The 9,291-nt window shown below is 68.8% G+C and carries 9 protein-coding genes and 1 pseudogene; 4 read left to right on the top strand and 6 right to left on the bottom strand.

What is annotated here, in order from left to right; translation table 11 throughout:
- Nucleotides 1–156: 156 nt before the first annotated feature.
- Together pheA and ACFWF3_RS13170 are read left to right on the top strand one after the other, a co-directional pair.
- Entirely contained in the window at nucleotides 157–1,071 is a 915-nt protein-coding gene (pheA, locus tag ACFWF3_RS13175; protein ID WP_378989441.1) for a prephenate dehydratase, read from the top strand.
- On the top strand, nucleotides 1,068–1,736 hold the full coding sequence (locus ACFWF3_RS13170) for a histidine phosphatase family protein (protein ID WP_379313866.1): 669 nt from the start codon (nucleotides 1,068–1,070) through the stop codon (nucleotides 1,734–1,736). The genes pheA and ACFWF3_RS13170 overlap by 4 nt, the downstream gene beginning before the upstream one ends.
- Nucleotides 1,737–1,813: 77 nt before the next feature.
- On the opposite strand, the gene ACFWF3_RS13165 is transcribed toward ACFWF3_RS13170, so the two are convergent.
- The 6 genes from ACFWF3_RS13165 to ACFWF3_RS13140 all read right to left on the bottom strand — a co-directional run bounded on the left by ACFWF3_RS13165 (nucleotide 1,814) and on the right by ACFWF3_RS13140 (nucleotide 7,377).
- Complete coding sequence (locus tag ACFWF3_RS13165) at nucleotides 1,814–2,650, bottom strand: ESX secretion-associated protein EspG (RefSeq protein ID WP_379313865.1); 837 nt, start codon at nucleotides 2,648–2,650, stop codon at nucleotides 1,814–1,816.
- Nucleotides 2,647–3,768, bottom strand: coding sequence for a PPE family protein (locus ACFWF3_RS13160; RefSeq protein WP_379313864.1), 1,122 nt, complete (start codon nucleotides 3,766–3,768; stop codon nucleotides 2,647–2,649). The genes ACFWF3_RS13165 and ACFWF3_RS13160 overlap by 4 nt, the downstream gene beginning before the upstream one ends.
- A 48-nt stretch (nucleotides 3,769–3,816) precedes the next feature.
- Nucleotides 3,817–4,128 (bottom strand): PE family protein, encoded by a 312-nt coding sequence (locus tag ACFWF3_RS13155; RefSeq protein WP_378637867.1) that lies wholly within the window; start codon nucleotides 4,126–4,128, stop codon nucleotides 3,817–3,819.
- Between the two features lie 109 nt (nucleotides 4,129–4,237).
- Entirely contained in the window at nucleotides 4,238–4,576 is a 339-nt protein-coding gene (locus ACFWF3_RS13150; protein WP_378661368.1) for a metallopeptidase family protein, read from the bottom strand.
- A gap of 14 nt (nucleotides 4,577–4,590) precedes the next feature.
- A complete protein-coding gene (locus ACFWF3_RS13145; protein ID WP_379313863.1) occupies nucleotides 4,591–5,658 on the bottom strand; it encodes a septum formation family protein in 1,068 nt (355 codons plus the stop codon).
- Nucleotides 5,659–5,694: 36 nt separating this feature from the next.
- A complete protein-coding gene (locus ACFWF3_RS13140; protein ID WP_379313862.1) occupies nucleotides 5,695–7,377 on the bottom strand; it encodes an aldehyde dehydrogenase family protein in 1,683 nt (560 codons plus the stop codon).
- Between the two features lie 55 nt (nucleotides 7,378–7,432).
- Between ACFWF3_RS13140 and serS the strand changes: the two genes are divergently transcribed.
- Together serS and ACFWF3_RS13130 are read left to right on the top strand one after the other, a co-directional pair.
- The gene (gene serS / locus ACFWF3_RS13135) at nucleotides 7,433–8,689 is read left to right on the top strand and encodes a serine--tRNA ligase (RefSeq protein WP_378989447.1); all 1,257 of its coding nucleotides are present in this window, start codon (nucleotides 7,433–7,435) and stop codon (nucleotides 8,687–8,689) included.
- 77 nt (nucleotides 8,690–8,766) lie between these two features.
- A pseudogene (locus ACFWF3_RS13130) lies at nucleotides 8,767–9,291 on the top strand (bifunctional diguanylate cyclase/phosphodiesterase); the annotation flags it as partial.

Below are 9,291 nucleotides of genomic sequence, written 5' to 3'. Positions count from 1 at the left end.
GCGCTCCAAAAACACAGCCCCCAACTAACCCGGACCCGGTAAACCCCGATGCGCCCTCACCGACCCCACCCGGCCGACCGCCACGCGGTAGCTGTGCACGATATCCCCGATCTTCGAGTCCGAAACCCCGCCGACGCCAGCCGCTAAAGTTGCAGTGTGCCGTCTATTGCGTATTTCGGGCCGTCCGGGACCTTCACCGAGATGGCTCTGGCGAAGTTCGAGAACTCGGGGGCCTTCGACGGGCCGGTCGAGCGGATTGCCGCGCCCAGTCAAGGGGCGGCGCTCGACCTGATCCGGACCGGCGAGGTCGACGGTGCGGTGGTGCCGATCGAGAGTTCGGTCGAGGGCTCGATCCCGGCGACCCTGGATTCCCTTGCCATCGGACCGCGCTTGCAGATCATGGCCGAAACCGAGCTCGAGGTCACCTTCACGATCCTGGCGCGCCCCGGCACCTCGCTGGCCGATGTGCGCACACTCGCCGCCTATCCCGTGGCAGCCGCGCAGGTCAGGGAGTGGGTGGCCCGGAACATGCCGGAGGCGCGCCCGTTCACCTCGGCGTCCAACGCGGCAGCCGCCGAAGACGTGGCCGCGGGCACCGCGGACGCCGCGATCTCGACCGCGCTGGCAGGCGAACGACTCGGCCTGCAGACCCTGGCCGCGGGGGTGGCCGACCACGACCAGGCCATCACCCGCTTCGTGCTGGTCACCCAGCCGGGCATCGCCCCCGCGGCCACCGGCGCCGACCGGACCTCCGTCGTCCTCGAACTGCCCAACGAGCCCGGTTCGCTGATGCGCGCGTTCGCCGAATTCGCCACGCGTGGGGTCGATCTCACGCGCATCGAATCGCGCCCGACCCGCACCGGCATGGGCACCTACCGGTTCTATCTCGACTGTGTCGGACACCTCGACGACCCGGCGGTAGCGGAGACTCTGAAGGCCCTGCACCGCACGACCCAGGTCCGCTTCCTCGGATCATGGCCCGCGACAGCGGCAGTCGGCACACCTCCGCCGTCGGACGAACCGGCCGCAGAATGGTTGACGCAATTGCGAAAGGGGGTCGCGGACCTATGACTACCCGCGCGAAACTGATTCTGGTGCGCCACGGCGAGACCGAGGGCAATGTCGCGAAGATTCTCGACACCGCCGTGCCCGGCCTGCCGCTGACCGAACGTGGTGTGGCGCAAGCGAAAGCGTTCGGCGCGGGCCTGGAGCGCGCGCCCCAGGTACTGGTGTCGTCGGACGCGTTACGCGCCCGGCAGACCGCGAGTCACATCGAAGAAGCCACCGGCACACCGGCTTACGTCCTCGACGGCCTGTACGAGGTGCAGGTGGGCGATCTGCACGGCCGCTCCGACCGGGAAGCGCACGAACTCTTCCAGCAGATCTATCGCGGCTGGCACCTCGGCGAACTCGACGTGCGAGCCCCCGGCGGCGAATCCGGCCACGAAGTGCTGGCCCGCATCCTGCCCGTCCTCGACGGCCTGCGCGAGGAATTCCTGACCGCCGACGCCGACGCCGACGTGGTGGTGGTGAACCACGGCGCCGCGATGCGCCTGGTCGGCAAGGCGCTGGCCGGGGTGGCGCCGCCGTTCACAACGAACAACCACCTCGACAACACCGAGACCATCGAACTGCTCCCCACCGAAGACGGTGGCTGGGAATGCCTACGCTGGGGCAGATTCACCCCGCCGTTCACCATCAAAGCCGACCCCTCCGCCGACGACCCCATGGGTTAAACGCTCCGGCTGCGCCTACGGTTTACGGCTAAGTTGTGGGGGCGTTTGGTGGGCGGTTGCGGTGGGGTGGGGTGGGCTTACGCCGGGTTAGCGGCTGCCGCGGTAGGGAATTCGGTGCGGACCGGGAGCGACTCGATGAGGTCGGCTACCGCGGTGCGGAGGCGGGCGTTGGTGCCGCTGGCGATGGACGACCATTTCACGCCGTCGTCGGCGACGCTGGCGGTGATGATGAATCTGCCTGCGCGCGTGTTGAAGACGGCGATGTGGTTGTCCTGGACATCGCGGGTGCCGTCGCCGTAGGCCACGCCGACGATCTCGGCGTAGGAGTGGATCTCCACCAGCGCCGAGGCCAGTGCTTGCGCGTCGGTGGCCGGATTGCCCACCTCGGCCAGGCGTTTCGTGGTGGCGGCCGCGTCGCCGGTGTCGCCGAAGATCGGCGCCAATTGTTCGGTGGGGGCGTTCATCCCGTACAGCTCGAGCGCTTCGACCGGTCCGAGCGCCTGCAGCACCGCGCCGGGCAGATCGAGCCCGGCGTCGTCGATGACGTAGGACTGCGGCCCGCGCAGGGCAACGACCGCGCGGTCGTCGCCCTGCGCCAGACAGAATCGGTTGACCTGGCCTGCCACCACCCACCGCAGCGCGATGATCCACTGCGGCCGGTAGAGCACCCGCAGCCGTTCGGCGAGCTCGGGTGCCACCGCCTGGCCGAACAGCAGCTCGCGTTCGGCCAGGGCGGTCTGTGCCACGTTCATGGCGGCGTCGTGCGCGGTGACGTTGTCATAGCGGCCCATGGCGTCGAGCACCACGGGCATCTCGTCGAATTCCAGTTTCTCCAGGAGGAACTGCATGTCGTCGAGCGAGAGCACGACGGCGCCGAGCAGCGAGCCTCCGCTGCCCGTGCCGAGAACCGTCACTTGGCCGTTCCGGCGAGGTCGGCGCCGATCACACCTTCGGCCGCGTAGCGACCGTCGGTGAACTCGTCGGAGCGCACGTAGTCGACGCCATCGTGCTCGTCGTCTTCCTCGCCCTTCTGCCGGTTGCCCATCAGCGGGTTGGTGCCGTTGCCGGCGTTGCGCACGGGTGCGCTCTCGACCCGGTTGACGACCGATTCCGAGACCGGCGCGCTCGCTGCCGCGTTCGAGGCGGGCGCACCCCAGCCCTCGGGCAGCTTCAGCGACCCCGCGCTGACGCCACCGAGACCGGCCGAGGTGGTGGCCATGCCGCCCACCGCGGCACCGGCGGCGCCGACACCCGCCATGACGGGCGCGGCGGCGGTGCCCGCGGGCACGGTGGCCGTGGCCGCCGAGATCGCGGAAGCGCCGATGTTGCCGACCGTGCTGACGCCGCCGGTGAGCACGCCACCCGCGGTGTTGGCCGCCTGGGTGGCCGCGCTGACCACACCGGGGTTGGAGACGAAGGCCTGCGCCGCGGCGACCGCGGTCTGCAGCGGATCGCCGCCGCCGAAGTCGCCCTGCGAGGCGGAACCCGCACCGCTGGCGATGGCGGGCGGCATGGTGAACTCGCTGGGGACGGCGACGGTGGCCGAGGTAGCGGCCTCGTAGGTCTCCATCACCAGTGCGGCGCGGATGTCCATGGCATTGCGCGCGACTTCGGCGACCTCGAAGGCGCCGGAGACGACACCGGGCGGGTTGGCCGAAGCGGCCACCGCGCTGTTGGTGGCGACGATCTCGGGCAGGCTCGGCATCGCGATCGAGGCGACGGTGTAGGCGGTGGCGTTGGCCGCGCACTTGGCACTGATCGCCGCGGACGCGATGCCCTGCTGGCTGGCCCAGCCCGCGAACGGCGCCAGACGGGCGAGCACGGCGATGCCGTTGACACCCTGGAGGCCGACACCGACTTCGGCGATCACGCGCGTGATGGTGAAGGCGGCGTCGCCCCACGCGGCGGCCAGCGTGCCCCACGAGGTGGCGGCGGCGCTGATCGGGATCGCGTGTGCGCCCGCGTTGAGGGTGGTGGAGTTCACTTCGGCCATACGAGGCAGCCAGAACACCCCGGTGATCCCTGCGGTCATGTTTGTTTCTCCCCTGAGTAAATGATCGTCGACAGGATCTCGGTGCGACTACACCTGGACGGCGTTGATCGTCGCCGCGCGAGCCACGTCTTCCCCGATATGAGTGGTCAGCTGCGAGCGCAGGGTCGCGGCCGCGTGATGCAGCTCGAGGATCGCCTGGGCGACCGAACCGTCGTGCTTGCCCGCCGCAGTGTTGAAGTGGGTCGCCGCGAGCAGCGACACCTCTTCGGCGCCGGAAGGCAGCACGTGCGTGGTCGGCCCGGCGAGCCCGGCCGCGATGGCGAGGCGCTCGGCGAGCAGATCCAGCTCCGCGGATGCGGCGAGGACGATTTCAGGTGCAACGAGAACGTGTCCAACCATGACCCGACTCCTTCTGGTGGCGGCTATCGGGAACCACGAGAATTCCCCCTACGAGTACTAGGACGCGAGAGCGGTTCATTCGGTTCCATCGATTCCCCACCCAGTTTCGCTAACCCCATCCCAGCTCATGCAACCGGTCGTCGTCAATCCCGAAATGGTGTGCTATTTCATGGATCACGGTGATCGCGACTTCTTCGACCACCTCGTCGTCGCTGTTGCAGATGTCGAGAATAGCCTCACGATAGATCGTGATCGTATCCGGCAACGATCCGGCGTAGTAGCTGTCGCGCTCGGTGAGGGCAATGCCGTGGTACAGCCCGAGCAGCGACGGTTCCTCGTCGTTTCGGGGCTCTACCAGCACCACAACATTGTCTATGGCACTGGACAGCTCCGCCGGGATCTGGTCGAGGGCATCACTGACCAGCTCCTCGAAACGCCGCTCCGGCATCCGCTCGGACAACGTCACCTCGGCTGGGGCTGCGGCGGCAGTGGCGCGGCGCCCGGCAGCGGCGCCGGGGTGGAACGTCCGGTGTTGGGCGGGGGCACCGGGGCCTGTCCGTCGATCAGGATCTCGCCGCGGGCCGAGCCGACGATGGGCGCGAAACCCTCACGGTCGGCGCCTTTTCCGAGCCAGCAGTCCAATTTGTGGCTGCCCGCGAGCCAGCTGGCGGGCTCCAGATAGTCGAAGAACAGGGTGAGTGTCTTGTTGCGGATGGCATCGGGGCTGCCGAGGTAGTCGCCCGAGAGCCGGTTGCACTCGGCCTCGACGAACTTGTCCTGATCGGCTTCCGACGGCGGTCCGCCGGTGAAGGCGGTGGCCAGGTCGACGGTGCCGACGATCTCCACCGAGTGCGGCTGGGTGCAGTCGACCGGGTCGGTGGGCAGGTTCTGATTGATGCCGAGGCAGGTGCCGGTGGCATGGGTCTTGGACTGATCACTCTCGGCGAGAGTGCCGGTGGTGGCCGGGCTCGTGGAGGTGGCCGCGACCTGGACACCGCAGCGCAGAGTCCGGTCGCCGTGCTGCCAACCGGCCGGGCTCGGCGACATCACATTCACCATGAACTTGCCGCGCGGGTCGAACCGGCCGCCCAGGTATTTCTGGACAGCGGTCACGCAGTGCTCGTCGCGCAGCTCGGTCATGCGCAGCGAATCGGGGTGACGGGTGCCGTCGGCGAACTCACGCCCCGGATAGGCGCTGAGGTCGATGACACCCGCCACCTCGAACAGGTGCTTGTCGCCGCAGCCCACCTTCACGAGGTCGCTGCGGTCGGGTTTGGACCAGGTCAGGCAGTCGCCCTGCGCCGCGCTGCTGAACTCTTTGTCACGCACCACCGGTTCGGCGCCGGGTTGGTGCGCTTCCACCTTGTCGGTGTCGAAGCCTGTCACGGCCATGGTGACCATGGCCGCGACGATCGCCCCGAGGGCGCCTATCAGCAGCCCCCAACGCAGTTTCGTCGCGGACAGGTGCAGGGCGCCGCCGCGACTGGGCGCGGCGGGTCCCTCGGCTGGGTTGCTCTGCTTCTTCGACATCGTCGACGAGTGTATTTGTCGCGGCGGACTGCCGGGTCAGCCCCGCAGAGCTGACACGAAGATGCCCGGTATGCGGCGCAGTTTGCCGTCGCCGTAGAAATCGGTCAGTTTGCGTCCGGTGGAGGTGCCGGTCTTGTTCGAGACGAACCACGGCGGCTTCGGGGTCAGGGCGAATTCACCGCGCAGAATCGAGCGCGGAGCGGGGCGGAAGGGACCGCGGACCACGGTGCGTTCCACATCGTCGAGGAGGAAGGCGTTGTGTACGACGCCGATGCCGCTCTGGATGTCGTCGATGGTGTGGCCGGGGTAGGCGCCCCAGCTGGCGCGCGGCGTCAGGAACGCGAGACCGGTCCAGGCGTTGAGGGCGACGGTGCCGTAGCGCAGGTCCTCGATCGCGGTGTCGAGTTTCGCGCCGAGCTCGGTGATGGTCGCGGGGTCGGCGATGATGTTGGCGCCGAGCGTGCCCATCAGCTCCGCATTGGCGAAGTCGACCGCGTTGCCGAGGAATTCGGCCCCGGCGCCGGGAAGCTCGACCACGCCGAGCACCGGCGAGAAGTACTCGGTGCGCAGCAGCGGAGTGTCGCCTGCGGGCAGGTTCTCGACCAGGAGGCGGCCGTTGGCGCGGGCGGCGTCGGGGTAGCTCGCCAGCGCGCCCGCCACGCGGTTGTCGCTGCCCGGGTAGTAGGCGGTGCGCGCGGGAGCGTTGTCGATCGCGGCGCGCAGTTCGGTGAGGAACTGCTCCTTGAGCGGCCAGTCCGCGGCGAGTACCACCGTCTGCGCGGCGACACAGTTGTAGCCGCCGTTGTGCAGGCGCTGGGTGGCCACGTGCTCGGCCTGGAACTTCAGATCGGCGGCCGACCATTCACCGGGCACCACGATGCACGGCGCGACACCGCCGAGCTCGCTGGTGATCGGCTTGTCCAGGATGGGCTCGCCGGTCTTGTCCGCGCCCTGACCCCAGACGATCGCGTCGTGGGTCGGCGCGCCGCCGGTCATGTGCACGTGCGCGACCAGCGGATGGTTCACCAGGTAGCCGCCCTCGGGGGCCCCGCCGGTGAGGATGCGTACCACGCCGAGCTCGATGAACGGCGCGAAGATCGCCTGGAACACCGGCAGCAGCGGATCGGTGATCGGGTTGAGCTTGAGCGCGACGACGCGGTTGTTGGCGTAGAGCTCGTAGAGGGTGTCCAGCGGCGCGATCGACATGATGTTGCCCGCGCCGAGCACCGCGCCCACACCGTTGGTCTTCGCGGGGTCGCGCTGGGCCAGGCCGGCCTTGCGGCGCGCGGTCGCGGCATCGACGCCGGGCTTCAGCCACACATCGGCGCTGAATCCGCTCAGCAGCAGCTTGTCGTAGACGCCGTGCGGCAGCGCGGGCACCGCCACCCGGCCGCCGGGGGCGGTGGTGAGGTCGACACCGTCGAGCGGGCTCGCGCCCTTCTCGAGCGCCGCCATCGACTCGCTCAGCGCCTGCGCGCCCGCGAGCATCGTCATCGGGCCCGACATCCACTCCTCCCCGAGCAGCGGGCTGTCGGCGTCGAGTTTCTTGATGGTGCGGGCGGCCGCGACCCACGCCTCGGCGTCGCGGGCGGTGAGCGCGTGCAGTTCGTCGAGCAGTTCGCGGCGGCGACGCAGGTCGGTCGCGGCCCAGGTCTTTTCCCCTTGGGTGAGATCGGCGAGCGCGGTATCGATGACGGCGGTGTCGAAAGAGGTACTCACACCGCAACTATGCCCCTGTGCTGCCCGATTGGCACTTCAACTAGGCTGTTTTCTCATGATCGACCTCCGATTCCTGCGCGAGAACCCGGAAGCCGTCCGTGCCTCGCAGCGGACCCGCGGTGAGGACCCCGCGCTCGTCGACGCCCTGCTCGAAGCCGACGCCGCGCGCCGGGCCGCCGTGGCCACCGCCGACAACTTGCGTGCCGAACACAAGGCCATGGGCAAGGTGATCGGCAAGGCGAGCAAAGAGGAGCGCCCCGCGCTGCTGGCCGCCGCCACCGACATGTCCACCAAGGTCAAAGAGGCCGAGCTCGCCGAGAACGCCGCCGACGCCGAACTCGACGCCGCGCAGCGCGCCATCTCCAATGTCGTGCAGGACGGCGCGCCCGCGGGCGGCGAGGACGACTATGTCGTGCTCGAAACCGTCGGCGCCCCACCAGTTTTCGACTTCGAGCCCAAGGATCACCTCGAGCTGGGCGAGTCGCTGCACCTGTTCGACATGGAACGTGGCGCCAAGGTGTCGGGCTCGCGGTTCTACTTCATGACCGGCTACGGCGCGTTGCTGCAGATGGGTCTGCTGCAGCTGGCCGCGCAGAAAGCCGTGGCCAACGGGTTCACCATGATGATCCCGCCGGTGCTCGTGCGACCGGAGATCATGGCGGGAACCGGGTTCCTCGGTCAGCATTCGGCCGAGGTCTACCACCTCGAAGAGGACGACCTCTACCTCGTCGGGACCTCGGAGGTGCCGCTGGCCGGCTACCACTCCGACGAGATCCTCGATCTGAGTGCGGGCCCGAAGCGCTACGCGGGCTGGTCGTCGTGCTTCCGCCGCGAGGCCGGTAGCTACGGCAAGGACACCCGCGGCATCATCCGCGTGCACCAGTTCGACAAGGTCGAGATGTTCGTCTACACCACCCCTGAGCAGGCCGATGCCGAGCATCAGCGGCTGCTGGCCTGGGAGCGCGAGATGCTGGCCGCCATCGATGTGCCCTACCGGGTGATCGACGTGGCGGGTGGCGACCTGGGTAGCTCGGCGGCGCGCAAATTCGACTGCGAGGCCTGGGTGCCCACTCAGCAGACCTACCGCGAACTCACCTCCACCTCGAACTGCACCACCTTCCAGGCGCGCAGGCTCTCGGTCCGCTACCGCGACGAGAACGGGAAAGCGCAGATCGCGGCCACGTTGAACGGCACTTTGGCCACGACGCGCTGGATTGTGGCGATCCTGGAGAACCACCAGCAGGCCGACGGTTCGGTGCGGGTGCCCGAGGCGCTGGTCCCGTTCGTCGGTACCGATATCCTGAAGCCGTAAGATGCTCAGTGTTTGCTGGCGACCCATTTGCCGGATGTGGCAAACACCCTGACCCATCAACATCTAGGCTGGTGCACGTGCGAGGAATCGGGGCGCGCGGCGATACCCGAACCCGGGTGCGGGCGGCATCGGCGTTGGCGACGGCAAAGGTCATGGCCAGGACAACGGGGGCGTTCTACGTTCTCGGTGGTGTCCTCGGCCTGATGATCACTGCCGTCGCGCCGGGCGACGACGGCAATCGCGCCGTGGTCGGCACCGCGGCGGCGATCTCGGTGGTTCTCGGTCTCACGCTGCTCGCGTGGGGTCCGCGGATGCCGCACGGCCTGCACCACGCCTACCTCGCCACCGCGGCGGTGCTCGTCGCGATCGCGGTGTACGACTTCCCCAACCTGGTCGGCGCCATCACCCTGGCCTCGTTCTTCGTCTTCGTCGCCTGCGACGCGGCGCTGTTCTTCGCCTGGACCCAGGCCGCCGCGCACATCGGTTTCGCGATGGTGCTGTGCCTGCTGGTGTTGCCCGCGCGCGGGTTGCCGTGGTGGTCCGGGCTGATCCCGGCTGGTGTCACCTTCGGCGCCGGCGTGGTGGTCGGCATCCTCACCAGG

The sequence above is a fragment of the Nocardia sp. NPDC060220 genome (assembly GCF_042727815.1).
In the GTDB taxonomy this organism is placed as follows: domain Bacteria; phylum Actinomycetota; class Actinomycetes; order Mycobacteriales; family Mycobacteriaceae; genus Nocardia.
Note: the sequence above shows the minus strand (reverse complement) of the source record. Positions and strands in the feature narration are given on the sequence as shown.